Genomic DNA, 13,963 nt, shown 5'->3' with positions numbered 1-13,963 from the left:
CTGCATGCGGCCGAAACGGCGAGGTCAGGAAATCCGGGCCCCGGTCGGGCACGGCCGGCGCGAGTCCGCGGCCGGACTGCGCGTGATGTGTCCCTTCACCCCGCCCAGGCGGACGGGCAGCCTCGGATGCAGTCGCGGATTTTTCCGGTATGTTTTGGCGGGGGACAGCCTTGGTGCACGGTGGCACGGATACAGCAAAAGCACGCTCTTGCATAGAGGCGCCGGGGTGAAGACGTGATTTTGTACTGAAACGTCAGAACGGCTCGGGAAATACGTTCCCTTTAAGGGTGATTTTGCGGTCGAACCCTGGTGCGCAACAGCACGAATACCGCTCCGGCCGCTACGGCCAGCGCCACGTATTGGGAGGTGGCCAAGCCGTAATAGATGCCGCGTATGGCATCGCCGCGCCAGAATTCCAGGCAGAAGCGCAGGACCGCGTAGCCGAGCAGATAGAGCGTGGCGGCCCGGCCCGGAGGCAGCCCCCCCGGCCGCTTGGACACGGCGAGCAGGATGGCGAACAGCGCCAGGTCGCCCACGGCCTCGTAGAGTTGGGACGGATGCACCGGCAGCGAGGCGACCGCTCCGGGCGGCAGGATACCGTCGGCTTTGTGCTGGAGATAGGCCGGAGAGCCGGCCGGAAAACGGACCCCCAGCGGGCCGTTGGTCACCGCGCCGAAGCAGCAGCCGCCGAAAAAACAGCCCAGCCGGCCGAAAGCATGGCCCAGGGGCGCGTAGCGGCAGACGGCGTCGACGAGGGGCCAGGGGGACAGGCGGCAAAGCCGGCAGCCCAGGCGCATGGCCAGAAGCAGCGCCAACGCGCCGCCGTAAAATACCAGTCCGCCCCGGGTGATGATGCCGAACGTCAGCCGGCCGGCCGTAAAAGCGTCCTGGATGATGGGGATCAGCCGCGCCCCGGCCAGCCCCACCGGGAGGCTCGCCAGGAAAATAAGCAGATAACGCCCGCGCGCCGGGTCAGCCGACAACTCGCGCCGGGTGAAGAAAAACACCACGGCCATCCCGGCCAGGGATAAAAACAGATACCCTGCCTGGAGTATGGCGAAAGCGTCGATCCCCGTGGCCCGGGACAACACGAAGGCCAGCAGTCCGCCCATGACGACAAAAAAGAATTATTTACTGCCGCCGCCGCAACCGCAGCCGCTGCCGCATTCGAAGCAGGAGCATTTCATGCCGAGGCAGCCGCACGAGGACAGTTCGCACGAGGTGGCGTTTTGGACGGCGTCGGCATAGGCGGCGTAGGATTCGCCGGGCGTGACGCGGCCAAAGGCGAAAAGCGCGCCGGTAAGCGTCAGGCACAGGGCGCAGGTCAAGGTCAATACCAGCTTCATGCGAGGATCCTCCGGCAAGGAAGTATGCGGCCCCTGTACGCCCTGCCCGGCCACGGCGCAATGGGGGCGAAGAGGGAAGAGAGGAGAAGATAATGCGAGAGGGGAAACCCTTTAAAAAGGGCAGTAGCCCCCTCTCGCGCGCTCCCTTTCCTAAAGTTTTCAAAATATGGCGTGTACCGCATCAAAATTATTTTATGAAAAGTCTTTGGAAGGGGGTCTGGGGGGAACTTTTCTACAGAAAAGTTCCCCCCAGCTCTTCCTCACTACTCGGAAAACAATGCGCCCCAAAGTTTGGTGTTGGCGTCGGGGACGGCGATGAGGCTGGTGTCGCGGAGTTCCACCTTGCGGGCAGCGCCCTGGCCGAGCAGCGCAATGATTTCCACCGGGGTGGGCCAGCCGGTCGGGCGGTGCCGGTCGGACATGAGGATGTCGGCCCCGGGGATGCAGATGACATGGTCCATGGGCGCGGCGGTGACGGCCGCGATTTCGGCCAGAAGCGGGATCTCGCCGCCCTGGCGCATGGAGAGGTGGGAGCCGAGCCAGAAGGCGGCCGGACCGGCGAGGCGGTCCATGAGCTGGGGTAAAAGCTCCCGGGTGTCGCCGGTCAAGGGCAAGAGTCCCTTGCGGCCGCTTAAACGCTCATGGGCGGCGTCGTAGAGGGCCTTGTCGGATTCGAAGGTGATGACGGTGTCGAAGATGTCCCCGGCGGCGAAGGAGAGGTCGCCCCGGCCGGTGCCGGTCTCCACCAGGACCCGGATGCCGCCGGCGTCGCGCAGGGTGGTGAGCAGGGCCGTCAGCTCGGGCGTCACGGTCTGGTCCATGGGATATCCTTGGTTATTTGAATTTCAGTTGCAGATGGATGGTGGCCGTGCCGTCGTCGAAGGTCAGGTTTTTGAGCATGGTTTCCCGGTCCAGCGTGTAGGTGTCCGTGGAATGGATGTTCACCCGCAGCAGCTCCTTGCGTCCGAGGGGCAGGGTGACCTTCTTGTCGCCGACCTTGAAAATGATGCGCTTACCGTTTTGGTACCAGAAATAATAGGTCCGTTTTTCGGTGAAGAAATAGGGCTGCTCGAACGTGGGTATATCGCGGGGCAGGGGCTTTTCCAGCTCCAGGTCCAGGCGGTAGATGTCCGGGGCGACGCGGGCCACGTTGATGGAGGTCATGGCGTAGCGGCCGGAGCTGTCGGGTTTGCCGGTGCGCAGCACGGCATAGCCGGCGGTGATATGGAAGTCGATGTCCGGCGAGGGCAGGGAGCGGGTGGTGCCCTTGAAAAACCTGGTCAGCGACTGGGCGGTGTTGTCCGCCGCGAATGCCGGGCCTGTCCCGAGCGCCAGCAGAAGGGTGAGAAGGGCGCAGATTCTGGCTTGCGGCATGGCCGGCCTCCGGTTGTTTTCCGCCCTGGCGGGCGGCGGGGAAAAGGGGTACAGGGTTTGCCAACCCTTAATTTCTACCGCGCCACAGCAATGAATGCAATGATACCGCTTATCCCCGCAAAGGTCGCCGGCGAGCCGGCCGTGATCCTGGAAAAAGCCCGGTCCGGCGAGCGCCTGACCCCTGACGACGCGCTGGTGCTGGCCCTGGCCGCGCCGTTGCACGACCTGTGCGCCGCCGCCATGGAAGCCCGCATCGCCCGGCACGGCAAGAACGCCTACTACGTCCACAACGTGCACATCAATTTCACCAACGTGTGCGTCAACGCCTGCCGGTTCTGCGCCTTTTTCAAGGTCAAGGGCGCGGCCGGGGCGCGCACGCTGTCCGTGGACGACATCGTGGCGGAGCTTGCCGCCCGCGAGAACGCGCCGATCCGGGAGATTCACGTGGTCGGCGGGCTCAACCCCGACCTGCCGCTTTCCTATTATGTGGACATGCTGCGGGCCATTTCCCGGGTCCGGCCGGACGCGGGCATCAAGGCGTTTACCGCCGTGGAAGTGGCCCATCTGGCCGACACCATGGGCGTCTCGGAATTCGAGATCCTTTCCACGCTCAAGGAAGCGGGGCTCATGATGCTGCCCGGTGGCGGGGCGGAGGTTTTTGCCCCGTCGCTGCGCGAGAAGCTGTGCCCGGAGAAGATTTCCGGCGAGCGCTGGCTGCAGGTGCACGCCACGGCCCACGGCATGGGATTGCCCACCAACGCCACCATGCTGTTCGGCCACATCGAGAGCTGGTCCGACCGGGTGGCCCATCTCTCGGCCCTGCGCGACTTGCAGGACCTGACCCACGGTTTCGCCTGCTTCATTCCCCTGGCCTACCAGCCGGCCAACAACAGGCTCGGGGCCAAGGGCCCGGACGGCGTGACCGTGCTGCGGCTGATCGCCCTGTCCCGGCTTTTCCTGGACAATATCCCGCACCTCAAGGCCTACTGGGCCATGCTCGGCATCAAGGCGGCCCAGATGGCGCTTTGGGCCGGAGCCGACGATTTCGACGGCACCATCGTGGAGGAGCGCATCGGCCATGCCGCCGGCGCGGACAGCCCCAAGGGCATGACCCTGGCCCAATTGCGCCACGCCATCACCTCCGCCGGCATGGTTCCGGTCGAACGCACGCCCGATTTCCAACCGATCGGTTGAGGGAAGAGCCGGGGGAAACCTTTCTGGAGAAAGGTTTCCCCCGGACCCCCTTCCAAAGACTTTTAATGATGCTGGCATGTTGTTGTAACATGGCAGCATGGTTATAAAGTTTAGGAAGGGGAGAGCGCGAGAGGGGAGAACCCTTTGCAAAAGGGTTTCCCCTCTCGCACAGTCCTCTCTTTTACTGCGCAATAAAAAAGGCGAAGGCCGTTTCCCTCGGGGTAAGGAAACGGCCTTCTATGCATCGGCGGGAACTGTGTCCGGGAGGGGTGCGCATGGCGGCTGACTTGGGCGCGCCCGTCTCCTTGCCGTTTGGCGACTTGGCGTGATGCAAAGGTCTTTTGGGGCCATGCATCCGCCATGCCTGTGTCACCCTGTCGTTCGAAACGAAGGGTGGCCCTGTCAACAGGCCGGAATTTCGCGCAAAACGGGGTCTGCCAGGGGCCGTCCGTGTCCACGCGTTCCAGGGAAGCTGGACCGGGGCGCCACAAGCCGTGGAACGGTTCCAGAAATCGTGGGGAGTCAGGCGCCGAGGGCCTTGGCCATCAGGCACACGACCAGGGAGATGCCGTTGCCGAGATCGCGCCGGGCCGGGCTTACGATGGCGTAGCCGTGGCGCAGGTAGAAGGAGAGGGCGTTGCGCGAGGCGGTCAGGGTCAGGCCGGTGAGGCCCGAAGCGCGGGCGAGCTCTTCCACGGCGGCCAGCAGTTTTCCCCCTGTTCCCGGCGCGGCTTCCGGCGCGGCGTAGAGCAGGCTCACTTCGCTGCCGGTCAGGCTGCCGACGCCCACGATGCCGGACGGCATGGCGGCCACGAGCAGGCTGTTTCGGGAGTCGGCCAGCATGGACGCGAATTTGGCCGGTGTTCCCCGGGCCGCCCAGGCCGCGCGTTCGTGCGGGCCGTAGCTGTCCCGGGCTTTGGCTTCGATGGCCGTGGCGAAGATACGGGACAGCCGGGGCGCGTCCCCGGGCAGCGCCGGCCGGATGGCGATGGCGTCCAGGCTCATTGTCGTGTGCCCAGACGGCAGGCGGCCGGCAGGTGCGGTGTGAAGCGTCGGGGCGGGGTGAGGAGCCGCGCCCCGAGCGAGGCGGCAATGCCGCGCAACAGCCCGGCGAAAACCAGATTGTGCGGCACGAGCAGCGCATACCAGTACGCCAGTCCGGCGAGGCCCCGGGGCAGGAATTTGGAGTGCACGACCAGTTCCGTGGCCCCGTCGCCGGCCGGGCGCAGGCGAAATTCCAGCAGGGCTTCGCCCGGGGTGCGCATCTCGGCCAAAAGCTGGAGCCGTTTTTCGGGCGTTACGGCCACGACGCGCCAGAAATCCAGGGCGTCGCCCACCCTGGGTCCGTCGCGCCGGATGGTCACCCGCCGCAGTCCCACGCCGCCGACCAGCTGGTCGAGAAAACCCCGCAGCCGCCACAGGAAATTTCCCCAATACCAGCCCGTATCGCCGCCGATGCGGGCCACGGCCCGCCAGACGTCTTGCGGCGGTGCGGCGATGACGGCCCGCCAGCCGCATTCGTGCACCGTGCCGCCGGCATAGGGGGCGTCGCCGCAGGCCGTCCATTCGGGCGGTGCGGCATAGCCGGCGTCGGCGCAGGTGCTTTCCACCGCGTTCTGGCGGATTTTTTCCAGAGCCAGGGCGATGGCCTCGCGGCAGGTCAGGCGCTTTCGGGGCAGGATGTCCAGGATGCGCGTGTCGCGGCAGACCACTTCGTTGCGCAGCCCCTCGACCAGCGGCACGATAAGCGCCCGGGGCAGGGGCGTTATGAGCTGCATCCAGTAGGTGGAAAGGCGCGGGGTCAGGACCGGCACCGGGATGATGATGCGTTTTCGCAGCCCGGCCACGGCGGCGTAGAGTTGGAAGATTGCGGCATAGGTGAGCACGTCCGGGCCGCCGATGTCGAAGGTCTGGCCGATGGTTTCGGGCGCGTCCATACAGCCTATGAGGTAGCCGAGCACGTCGGAGATGGCGATGGGTTGGCAGCGGCCCCGCACCCAGCGCGGGGCGATCATGACCGGCAGGCGGTCGACGAGGTAGCGCATGATCTCGAAGGAGGCGCTGCCGGAACCGAGGATCATGGCGGCGCGCAGGTGGGTGACGGGTACGGGGCCGGAGCCGAGAATTTTGGCCACTTCATGGCGCGAACGCAGGTGCGGGCTGAGATTGTCGTCGGCGTCGCCCAGGCCGCCGAGGTAGATGATGCGGGCGATGCCGGCATCATGGGCGGCCTGGGCCATGACGGTTGCGGCCTGACGGTCGGCGGCGGCGAAGTCGCTGTTGGCCGGGTGCATGGAATGGACGAGGTAGTAGGCGGCTTGGCAGCCCATGGCGGCCTGGCGCATGGCGGTCAGGTCTCGGATGTCGGCCTGGGCCAGTTCCAGATCGGGATGGCCGGCAAAGGGGCGGCAGCGCAGTTTTTCCAGGGAGCGTCCGACGGCGCGTACGCGGTATCCGGCGGCGAGGAGCCTTGGCACAAGGCGGCCGCCCACGTATCCCGTGGCGCCGGTGACGAGGATGGGGGCTTGGCGCATGGCGATTGTCCGTTCTCCTGGCATTGCCCTGGATAGCAGTCCGGGGCGGGGCCGGCAACGCACGGAGGGGGGATTTGGAAAAAAATGCGATTTTGGATTGACAAACGGGCGGATGGCTCCTAAGTTCCGATTCCTTCGCGTCGGGATGTAGCGCAGTCTGGGAGCGCACCTGAATGGGGTTCAGGGGGTCGGAGGTTCAAATCCTCTCATCCCGACCAGTTATTTCAAGGGCTTACGGTGACCACCGTAAGCCCTTTTTCTGTTGGAATGAAATCTGTCCCCACCCTGTCCCCACTTTTTGGGCGCTGCGTCTAAACAATTGGGGAACAAGTGTGTTGTTAACGTCGGGTAAAACGGGGGGCGGAGAACCTGCCGGGTGGCTGGGCGATTATTTTCTGGGATGGCTTGGCTTTTTGTGGGCGACTGGACCGGCCTTGTTCACCAGTTCGAGGAGTTTGTCCGCTGTCAGGGATTGCAGCGGTACAGGAACGGCGCTGCCATTTATGGTGACGGTGATGGAGACGTTGCCGTTGACCGTGATTTGTTTGGCCTGGGTGATGATTTCTTCGGCCTTTGGGCGCTTGGTGATACGCTCGGCAAGGTCCACAGTCGCAAGGATGGCTGGTGGGATGGCCAGGATCATGGTCGCGATGGCTACCGTTACGGCGTTAAGGGCCTTCTCGTCGCTCTTTTTCTCTGTTGGAGCTGGGCGACGTTCAGGGCGGATGCTTAATATCTTCTCCAGAATAGCTTCCAGAGCGTCGGCGGCCTGGGCGGCGTCCGGGCCGGTGACGGCAAATTCCAGCATGGGCATATCAGTCCTCCTTGGGGATATCGGCGATGAATTTCCGAGCCTGAGCTAATAAAGCTTCGGTCTTCTGAGCCTCCTCTTCTCGCCCTAGATGCCGGAATCCAGCGATACTGCGTTGTAGCACATCAATGCCTTCTTCGTGTTTGCCGCCTCTGACAAGTAATTCACCTAATGTATATCCAATGGTGGCAATACCATCTGTTGTGCCCATGTCTGTGGCTATTTTGTAGGCCTTGGAGATAATATATAAAACAGCTTTTTTTTGGTCCTTCTCAAGGAGAATCTTGGCAATAGACCACAATGATGCAGAAATGCCTATTTTGTCGTTAAGCTTTCTATTTATTTTAAGGCGTTTGATTTGCAGTTTCATAGCTTCGTCGAGTTGGCAGAACGCCACTTTAATATTAGCAATCTTGCCAAGACATAAAGATATTTCGCGAGAGTCATCGAATTTAGTATAGATTGGTAGTTGCTGTTGTTGGCGAATGTCCATAGCATCTTTGAGCTGGTTGTTGGCTTCGTAAATATCGGCAATTTGACCATAGCACGCTGCGATGGATCTTGTGTCACGATGCTTCTCAAAAATTGGAAGCGCTTGATGTTGAATGTTGTTGAGTGCTTCGTCGTATTGCCTTCTGGCTATGAGGATGCTTGTTATCTGGATCAGGGCAATAGCTTTCTCACGGTCCATGCTGGCGTCATTGGCAAGGGTATACATATGACGGTACTTAACCTCAGCTTCTGTAAGGTTGCCCTGTTGAAGTAAGATGTTGCCATATTCAAAGTATGGTGCCATCATGTCGGATATAGACACTCTTTCGCCATGTATCAGTGTGTGTTCCAGTTGTTTTTCCAGTTGCGACAGTAATGCTTTAGCATTGTCTACTTGCCCAGCAGCGAAGCATGCTTGAGCGGTACGGCGTAGCAGGATGACAGGAGTTTCGATGGCCTTTTCCTGGCATAAAGCCAAGGCGGCTTGTCCCATTTGTGCTGTTGCAAGATTGCCGACCTTGTGGATGAGACCTGCCATGGCACCCCGACTGCAAGCAGCCACGATAGGAGCGTTTCCCGCTAGCAGCCCCAACCGGAAAAGTTCGATGTCTGTGGGTACAGGCGTGTTGTTGCGATCCTCGCTACCCCAGGCTTGGAAAAGTGGTTCTAGCACGAGTTTTACTAAGAGCCTGGCTTCTGCTTCCTGCAATGGGTCAATTCGCGCGGTCGCCAGGGCGTTGCCCGCCAGTGCTGTGACTGCCGGATTGGCAAGGTCCTCATACGGCTCCAGCAGGCCCAGGCCGCGAAGATGCCCCACGTTGCCGCCGACCGCTTTGGCCAGGATCGCAATAATGGCTTCGGGCACGGGCGTTTTAAAGAGCATGGCCGCCCGCAGGAGCGCCCGCCCGCAATCCCCGGCCAGATCGAGCAGCGTCTGCACTGCCAGATTCTCCAAAAAGAGCCGCATCTCTTCCTGCTCGGGCAGCTTGCCGCCGTCAAGGTAGGCTTCCATCTGATCCAGAGCGCTTTCGGCCTTCGCGACCGGCACGTCGGCCTTTAGCACGAATTTGCCGACCAGCAGATCTTGCAAGCCGGGGTTGCCCCGGGAAGCGGCAAGGGCGCGTTTTGCCAGGATGCCCCTGGCGGCTTCCTCGGCTTCGGCCATGGTGGCGGCATTGCGCTGATGCAGCAAAAGTTTGTGCTGCTCCTTGGTCTTAAAGGCCGCAAGTTGGATGGAATGGAGTTTCGTTTCAAGGCCGCCCAGGCCAAAAGCGAACCGACTGGTGAAGAGCAGACGGCTTTTGGTCAAGTTCGGATTGCATGCGGTCAGAAGGGCTTGCAGGATACCGCTGTACGCTGTCTTGACCCGGTGCGGGCTGAGGTCGTCGGCTGGCGCATCCAAAATTTGTTCGAGGTCGTCGAGAACCAGCAGCACCGGCTTGTCCTTGCAACACGGGGCGTTGTCGCCACAAAGCAGTTGTTGCAGGACTTCTCCCAGCGATTCGGGCTCTCGGGCCACAGTGGCTTTTGCGGAGGCGATGATTCTCCGGGCATCCGGACTGTCACCTAATGCTTCCTCCAAGGCCTGCAAGATGGCCAACGCACCGCCGAATTCGCCATGCACGACGGCAAGCGCCAGATCCGGGCGGCGGTTTGCCAATCGAGCCGCCAGACTCGACTTGCCCAGGCGACCCATGCCCAAGAGCAGCAAGCCGGCATTGTCCTGCCCGGCCAATACGCGCAAGCCTTCCTTGAGCTCGCGCCGACGGCCCACAAACATTTCATGCGCGGCCACCGGCACGTCCTGCTTCTTGCCGAGCAATTCCTTGTGTCCGTGGGTTGCCGGCAGCAGCGAGCGTTCCTTCGTGCCGCCAACCAACACGCCGCCGCCGCGCTCTCCCACCCACAGACGGGCCAGATGCCAGTCGTTGCGCTTGAGCTCGGTATTTTCAAGCAAGCGGAACCGGGCCACAAAGAGGGCATCTTCCAGGGGGTGGCCGTCGGAAAGTGATTTGTAGAGTTCCGTGGCGAAAAGAGTTGCGGCACTATCGCCGACAGAGCCGTTCCAGCCGAGGACGGCCGGCTGTCCGGCGCGAGCCAATTCGGCGGCAAGGGATTGGGCCGGTCCCGTTTCCGATTGTCCCGGCAGGGCGGACGTCAGGCAGGCGGATAAAAAGAGCAGACGAGGAGTGGTCGCTCGCAGCGTCAAGGCCAAATCGGAAGCTTTGGCCGGTTTGCAATCCCCTTTTTCGTCTTCCAAAGCGAGCAGAGGATACGGCTCATTGCTGCCGTGACACGACAGATGCAGCACGGTCATAGGCTGCAAGGCCGCAAGTTTATGCCCGAGTTGGTCCAGTTCGCCGCTTTCCTCCACCACAAGGTCAATGCGCTGCTCTCCCACGGCCTGGAGAATGGCGGCCTCCTCGGCTTCGTAATCGAGCATATCCGCTCCACGCGGCGAGGCGGCCATAAACACCAAGCCCAGGCGGAGATTGTCGGCGAGGTTCGGCTTTTGTGCTCGTTGCACGCGTCGCACGGGCGAAAAGCCCAGACTGAAGCTTTCAGCCAGAAAACCGGAGTCATCAGCTAGTATCTCCCATGGAGCGTCGAGAACGGCCGATTCCGCCGCATTGGGCTTGTGGCTGCTGCAGATAACCTCCAGGACACAGGGCGGCTGGTATTGCTCCAGCGAAGTCCTTAAACGTCGATCATCACCGTCGAGCCACTCGAACAGCCTACGGCCAAGGGCCAACAACCCGTCCCGGTTGTTCTCCTTGGGAACGAGATCGCTATAGCTTGCGGCAAATCCGGACAGTGCGGCGACGGCGGTTTCGTCAAGCTGGCGGGGAGGATAGGTCTTGCCACCTGCGAGAAGGGTTATGTGCTGGCCTGCGATCATCAACTCGAGCGGCATGGAGAACCTCCCCGGGTGATTGCGTATTGGATATGTGATGGTCTTCGAAAAATGGCAAATGGGCAAGAGGGGGAGTGAAGGTCAAGGATCAGTGCGAGCGGGTGCAGGACATGCGCAACGCCTGGATAAAGGCGTATCAGTCATGGCCTGCACCTGACACGTTGTGTGGGTTATGATGGCGAACTAGCGGTCAGCCCTGACGTTATCCAGTGGCGAACGCATGGACCTGGGCGTGAACAAGTCGCCACGTTACAACCTTTCCAGGTGCCGCAGGGACCGTCTGTGCTCCTTGGCCGTCTCCAATCTGCCCGTTGCATATTTGGGCCAAAGCGACGGGGCATAGCGTCCGTGGACATGATAGATGAAGCCTCCGTCTTCGGTGCGGTAAAGGCCGATGGTGGCCCTAATGACGCTATCGCCAGCCTGTAGTTGGTCATTACTGTCAAGATAGCACTCCAGAATGAATGCTGAAGTGAAGGCCTGCTCCACGATCAATTCCCCACGAAATTTCAATGGGGTGTCTCCCGTTCTCGGCAAGCTGTAGTCCTGCATATTCAGTCCCCTGTTCCTTTATTCCAGCACCTCCGCGCCTCCCTCCTTTAGGATCTCATCGCAAAGAACGAAAAGGGGTGCACCGGCTCGGCTATGTCGCGGGTCCTTCCTGGAGCCGATTCGTCAGGGGTCATAAGCAGCCCTACGGCCGGCGCTATGAGATGGAAAAAATCCCGTGGAAAAATGGAAACCCATATCAGCCTCCGCATGTTGCACCACTCGGCCCGCTCGCCGTAGCGCCGGAAGCCATGACGGACGCGACCGGGGAGGTGCCCAGCCCCTATCCTTGCCGGGGAGTGCTGCCGGATCATAACGCCGCGCCGTGCTCGTTGAGGGTTCGCCGCCAGCGGCTGACGGTGGCGCGGTGAAGGTCGAGGGCGGACGCGATGTCCGCGTCTCGCTGCCCCATTCCGAAGAGCACGAGCATGGCCGCGAGGTCCTCCGCGAACATTTGCGTGCCGGAAAAGATGGTTCCCGTGATTGGGCCGAAGCGCGTGTCGCAGGCATCACATGAGATGATGCGCCCGGCAAAGAATCGGCGAACTGCTCGCGAGTCCTCGATAGTGCGGTTGCAGCTCGGGCAAGCTGGGCCGGTCGGGTGAAGCTGGCGAAAAAGCCAATCTCGGCAGGCCTGGGGGTTCAAGAGGCCGGGGATTTCCTCGACCGAGGGGGGCAGCGCCACCTTTGTTGCCATATCATATCCCTCCCCGTGGGCAGGATGCGCACTTGGGCGATTCAATAAGGGGGGTTGTTGCATGAGCAATCTTGAACAATTCCAGAGTACCAACCCCCGCAGTCAACGCTTTTTCAAAGTGTTCTTTGTCGTCGAACACACATACGTCCCTTGTGTCGCTGCAAAGTCGGCGCTCTCGTATGGCCAGGACATAGCAATTCACCGGGGTAAGCGAGACATAGCCGTGAAGCTCGAAATGAGAGCAAGCTACGTCTACTGTTTCAAACAGAATGCGCTCTCCATGGAAAGCGACGGACTCCTTGCCTGTGCGTTCCAATACAAATCGTTTCATAGGCACTCCTTACCGTGGCCGTGCGGTCTGCCGCACCACGCGGCCGGTTTCGTTAAGCTCGAAAACAACGGTTCCGTCCTCGGCCATAGTCACGCCGCCAAGCAGCGTATTGATCCATGCCGAAGCCCAGGCAAGGCCCCACTCGCCGCAGGGGTAGCGGAATCGGCCGGCACGAAAGAGCCCGGGGCGCGTCCAGCCATGGGCCAGGAGTTCGTCCAGGTGGGGCAGAATCCAGCGGCGGCCGGCTTTATAGGCTCGGACCATGTCGGGGGTCGGTTTTGAGTTTCGAGGCCGGGAAAGCCGTTTGCGCGGCTCGTGGCGGGATGTTGTGGGCAAGGCCGGTGGCGCTATGACGACCATGTCGTCGTCCTTGCTCGTGGCGATGGTGGGTGGCGCTTCGGCCGAGTCCGGAACGTGCGCGTTCCCATCTTGCCCGGTGGGCTCGAGTCCTGGCGCGGGGGCTGCGTTTTTGACCGGGTGCGCCGGCAGACAGGCGGGAGGAAGGCCACCTTCGATCCAGGCGCGCAAATCCCAGCCAGCCCGCCATGCGTCCGTGGGGTCCTTGCCTTCGGGCACGGGCCAGACGCGGATTTTTTCGGGCGGGTAATGCGTGGCCCACCACGTCCAGGCCGCCTTGTCCCCGGCGTCGTCGGCATCAAGGGCCACCAGGATGAAGGGCGCGGACTCCAGACGGGCGTGGGCCTCGGCATCCGGCCGCAGCGAGGCCGATCCCAGGGCCAGGACGTTTACCATATCCCCCGCTTCCTGGGCTAAAAGAAGCCCGTCCAATTCGCTTTCAACCACGATCCAGGCGGCGGCCGTTCCGGTGATGACAAGGGGCGCGGTGTTTTTCGGCTCGCTCGGTAGGTAAAGGTATTTCGGCTCGTTCTCCCGGGGGCTTGGCCGGCGGAATTTGATGCGCGCCGGACGCCCCGCATCGTCGAGGACCGGCAGCACAAGACCATGGGGAAGCCACAGCATGCGGCGTTTGCCGTTTGGCTTGAACTCCTGGGGCAGCCCCCAGGCTGTGCGGTCGCGGTAAAGATCCTCGGGAAGCCAGCCGACATGGAAGCGGGCAGCCGTTGTGGCTTTCAGGCCGCGTTCAGCGGCCAGCCAAGCGAGAACATCCGGGGAATTTTGAAGTTGGTGTTCTGCCCAGCGGATGAGCTTTTGCGCCTGTGCTTGCCATTTCGCGTTGGGCCGCTCGCTGGTCTTGGGCGTCCATGCCGGCGCGGTCGGCTCCACTACGGGCTGGCATACGGGTGTCCGTGCGCCGGAAGGCGCGGCCGGTGTCAAGCCAAGTTCGTGGCAGGCCTCGCCGTAGCCGAGGTTTTGAAAGTCGCGCAAGAACTGGATGGCGTCGCCGCTTCGGCCGCAGCCCCGGCAAAAGTAACGGCCCAACCCGTGCTTGCCCTGGCCTCCACCCCAGATGCAGAAGCGATCATTTCCACCGCAGGACGGACAAGACCCGGCCCATTCGGTCGCGGTCTTCTGTTTCGCCGCAAGTCCCATGTCCTGGTACAGACTTAAAATGTCGTGTGACATAAGCCTGTTACCTCAAATTCCGGGCAAAATGAGGCCGCGACGGCAAACGCGACTGTTGAAAGCCCGAGGGCTTAACCTACTGTTTTTTATGAATCTGCGACATTCGAGAGTTGCGCACCCCTTTCTTATATATATACCACCCCCTTTTTCCTCTTTATTTCTCCTATAGGAGAAAT

Annotated in this window: 13 protein-coding genes and 1 tRNA gene; 2 read left to right on the top strand and 12 right to left on the bottom strand. The window is 61.8% G+C overall.

Annotated elements, in window-relative coordinates; genetic code table 11:
• Positions 1-281 precede the first annotated feature (281 nt).
• From DESFRDRAFT_RS11365 to DESFRDRAFT_RS11350, 4 genes are all read right to left on the bottom strand, one after another.
• Positions 282-1,112 (bottom strand): prolipoprotein diacylglyceryl transferase, encoded by an 831-nt coding sequence (locus DESFRDRAFT_RS11365; protein ID WP_005994012.1) that lies wholly within the window; start codon positions 1,110-1,112, stop codon positions 282-284.
• A gap of 15 nt (positions 1,113-1,127) precedes the next feature.
• The gene (locus DESFRDRAFT_RS11360; RefSeq protein WP_005994011.1) at positions 1,128-1,346 is read right to left on the bottom strand and encodes a hypothetical protein; all 219 of its coding nucleotides are present in this window, start codon (positions 1,344-1,346) and stop codon (positions 1,128-1,130) included.
• Positions 1,347-1,609: 263 nt separating this feature from the next.
• Entirely contained in the window at positions 1,610-2,167 is a 558-nt protein-coding gene (locus DESFRDRAFT_RS11355; RefSeq protein WP_005994010.1) for an SH3 domain-containing protein, read from the bottom strand.
• 13 nt (positions 2,168-2,180) lie between these two features.
• Positions 2,181-2,720, bottom strand: a complete 540-nt coding sequence (locus DESFRDRAFT_RS11350) for a hypothetical protein (RefSeq protein WP_005994009.1) — start codon at positions 2,718-2,720, stop codon at positions 2,181-2,183.
• A 90-nt stretch (positions 2,721-2,810) separates the two neighbouring features.
• Here DESFRDRAFT_RS11350 and DESFRDRAFT_RS11345 point away from each other — a divergent pair, with 90 nt between their 5' ends.
• Complete coding sequence (locus tag DESFRDRAFT_RS11345; RefSeq protein ID WP_043794619.1) at positions 2,811-3,914, top strand: radical SAM protein; 1,104 nt, start codon at positions 2,811-2,813, stop codon at positions 3,912-3,914.
• Positions 3,915-4,436: 522 nt separating this feature from the next.
• On the opposite strand, the gene DESFRDRAFT_RS11340 is transcribed toward DESFRDRAFT_RS11345, so the two are convergent.
• Positions 4,437-4,919: a GNAT family N-acetyltransferase gene (locus DESFRDRAFT_RS11340; protein ID WP_005994007.1), complete on the bottom strand. Its 483-nt coding sequence runs from the start codon at positions 4,917-4,919 to the stop codon at positions 4,437-4,439.
• Complete coding sequence (locus DESFRDRAFT_RS11335) at positions 4,916-6,448, bottom strand: SDR family oxidoreductase (RefSeq protein ID WP_005994006.1); 1,533 nt, start codon at positions 6,446-6,448, stop codon at positions 4,916-4,918. Before DESFRDRAFT_RS11335 ends, DESFRDRAFT_RS11340 begins: the two co-directional genes overlap by 4 nt.
• A 141-nt stretch (positions 6,449-6,589) precedes the next feature.
• Between DESFRDRAFT_RS11335 and DESFRDRAFT_RS11330 the strand changes: the two genes are divergently transcribed.
• A tRNA-Pro gene (locus tag DESFRDRAFT_RS11330) sits at positions 6,590-6,666 on the top strand.
• A gap of 170 nt (positions 6,667-6,836) precedes the next feature.
• Here DESFRDRAFT_RS11330 and DESFRDRAFT_RS11325 read toward each other — a convergent pair.
• The 6 genes from DESFRDRAFT_RS11325 to DESFRDRAFT_RS11300 form a co-directional block, all read right to left on the bottom strand.
• The gene (locus DESFRDRAFT_RS11325; RefSeq protein WP_005994005.1) at positions 6,837-7,262 is read right to left on the bottom strand and encodes a hypothetical protein; all 426 of its coding nucleotides are present in this window, start codon (positions 7,260-7,262) and stop codon (positions 6,837-6,839) included.
• 1 nt (position 7,263) lies between these two features.
• Positions 7,264-10,665, bottom strand: a complete 3,402-nt coding sequence (locus DESFRDRAFT_RS11320) for a CHAT domain-containing protein (RefSeq protein WP_005994003.1) — start codon at positions 10,663-10,665, stop codon at positions 7,264-7,266.
• A gap of 249 nt (positions 10,666-10,914) precedes the next feature.
• Entirely contained in the window at positions 10,915-11,217 is a 303-nt protein-coding gene (locus DESFRDRAFT_RS11315) for a hypothetical protein (RefSeq protein ID WP_043794617.1), read from the bottom strand.
• Positions 11,218-11,524: 307 nt separating this feature from the next.
• The gene (locus DESFRDRAFT_RS11305; protein WP_005994001.1) at positions 11,525-11,911 is read right to left on the bottom strand and encodes a helix-turn-helix domain-containing protein; all 387 of its coding nucleotides are present in this window, start codon (positions 11,909-11,911) and stop codon (positions 11,525-11,527) included.
• A 1-nt stretch (position 11,912) separates the two neighbouring features.
• Positions 11,913-12,242 (bottom strand): hypothetical protein, encoded by a 330-nt coding sequence (locus DESFRDRAFT_RS22190; RefSeq protein ID WP_005994000.1) that lies wholly within the window; start codon positions 12,240-12,242, stop codon positions 11,913-11,915.
• 9 nt (positions 12,243-12,251) lie between these two features.
• Positions 12,252-13,787: a toprim domain-containing protein gene (locus tag DESFRDRAFT_RS11300; RefSeq protein WP_005993999.1), complete on the bottom strand. Its 1,536-nt coding sequence runs from the start codon at positions 13,785-13,787 to the stop codon at positions 12,252-12,254.
• Positions 13,788-13,963 lie beyond the last annotated feature (176 nt).

Source organism: Solidesulfovibrio fructosivorans JJ], assembly GCF_000179555.1.
Taxonomy (GTDB): domain Bacteria; phylum Desulfobacterota; class Desulfovibrionia; order Desulfovibrionales; family Desulfovibrionaceae; genus Solidesulfovibrio; species Solidesulfovibrio fructosivorans.
The sequence above is the reverse complement of the archived record's forward strand: the minus strand, read 5'-3'. Positions and strand labels throughout refer to the sequence as shown.